Source organism: Synergistaceae bacterium, from assembly GCA_017444345.1.
Lineage (GTDB): Bacteria > Synergistota > Synergistia > Synergistales > Aminobacteriaceae > JAFUXM01.
Genome location: JAFSWW010000064.1, coordinates 1 through 1924 on the forward strand (window position 1 = coordinate 1; position 1924 = coordinate 1924).

2 protein-coding genes are annotated in these 1924 nt (G+C 36.2%); one reads left to right on the forward strand and one right to left on the reverse strand.

Annotation, left to right across the window (positions count from 1 at the left end):
• A partial coding sequence (locus tag IJS99_04530) for a hypothetical protein (GenBank protein MBQ7561088.1) occupies positions 1 to 874 on the forward strand: 874 nt, incomplete at its 5' end.
• Between the two features lie 91 nt (positions 875 to 965).
• Here the strand turns inward: IJS99_04530 and IJS99_04535 are convergent.
• A complete protein-coding gene (locus tag IJS99_04535) occupies positions 966 to 1607 on the reverse strand; it encodes a M15 family metallopeptidase (GenBank protein ID MBQ7561089.1) in 642 nt (213 codons plus the stop codon).
• Positions 1608 to 1924 lie beyond the last annotated feature (317 nt).

The following is a 1924-nucleotide window of genomic DNA, read 5'->3' on the forward strand; positions in this document are numbered from 1 at the left end:
CCCCCCCCCCCCCCCCAAGGTCCCGGAAATCTTTATGGGTGCTATAGAATGGTGGTCGGGACTCTTTCAATACTCCTCTAACACAACTCTTTTATTCTGGGTATTCAATCAATCAATAGGAACGTGGCTCGTTGTAATTCTACTTCTTCAGCTTCACACAAATAAAAACTCTCAGGCTTTATCATCATTGACATTTGCATATTCATCATGGGCTATTTTCGGGATGGTGCCTATCTCGTTAGCTTCAATTTTTCACGACGGACGAAAATTTAAGAGCGCTTTAACGTTTCAAAATATAGCAGTGCCGGTTATAATGCTGGTGATTTACGGAATATTTTATTTATCCAGCAACGGGAGTGACTCTAGCCGTTCTGTTTTCCTGCTGCAAAAACTTGAAGATTATGTTTACTACGCGTTATTTATTTTCTTAGAGTTCGGACTATTCTTTATTATCATGGGTAAGACAGCGGCGAAATACAATTTTTATTATGTTGTGCTGATAGAGTTATTATTGCTGCCTTGTTCTCAGTTAGCAGATACAAGTTTTATAATGCGCGGTTCGATTCCGGCTTTATTTATATTAATGACGTTCGTGATAAAATTTTTGCTCGAGAGTACTAACAGGACAAGAAAAATTATTCTCGCAGTAGCATTGATAATCGGGGCTGTTACTCCTCAACTTGAAATCAACAGAAGTGCGGGATTGACTCTTGTGAAGACTCTCAAGGGTAAACATTACGAAATTATACGCGAATCAGAACTGAGCATCGGCAAAATGAATAATTTAACTGATGGGATGATAAAATTTTTCGCAAGACAATATCTTATATTCGATTACGAACACTCAACTTTTTATAAATATCTCGCGAAATAAAATTTTTTCCTCTGTCCTGTCTCTAATGGGCAGGGGATTTTTTTGCGATAGAAAGGGGAACTCCGAAATTAATCGAAGCTGCCCCGTCAAATTATTTCTCGAAGTGCTGATAATCTTTTACTGTCTTCCAGTGTCCGCCCCATTCAAAACCGTGTTCCGTGAAAAGTTTATAGCATAAATCATTCTCGTCGATCTTGTGAGGAAAATTTTTAGTCCTGTCAACGTATTCACCAGCTGTAGCAGGCTCGATTATTGTTTTATCGCCGACTACTTTTACATATGGATTATAAAGCGTGTTAATGTCAATAGCTATACCGAGACCGTGTTTAGATACTCTTGTTGTGTGAGATATAAACCTGAAGTTAAAGCACGACGAATTATTATCACGCATTGAAAGCTCATCATCGGCGTTATATTCGTCAACGAGTCTAATTTTCTCGATTTGATATTTAGCGTTGTATAATTTCTTGAAGATGTCGAGCAAATCATCAGCTATTGAAACATTGCAGATTAATTCGCCCTCGTGAGTCTCGCCGTCAAAACCTATGTGAAGAACGTGCAAATATCGCAGCTCACTTAATGGGACAGTGCAATTATCCTTGTAAGATTTGCCCTTGATTCGCGAAAAAATTGCGTCGTTAATCTCAATGGCGTAAAAATCTTTGTCATCATACGCGAAAGAAACAGCCGAGAACAGAAAAATTATTAATACCGCAAAATAAAAGTTTTTCACAATAAATGAACCTCCATAATAAATTACGCAAAATATTATTAAATTTTTACCCGAATGCAAGATTTATAGTCATTACACTTTGAATAACTGCACTTCATCAATAACGAATAAATTAGCGCGATAAATTTTTAAATTTTTGTGTGAAGAATTACTACAACTGCGAAAGATTAACTTTTTTGTATTGGTAAAAGTATTAGTAAAATTCTATTCTCATAATAAAAATGGGAAAAAAATTTTTTTGCAGGTAAATATTATAACACAATGTAGCCGACACACTTTTATACTTGCCAAAAACTTTTTATAAACGCGACTCCAGA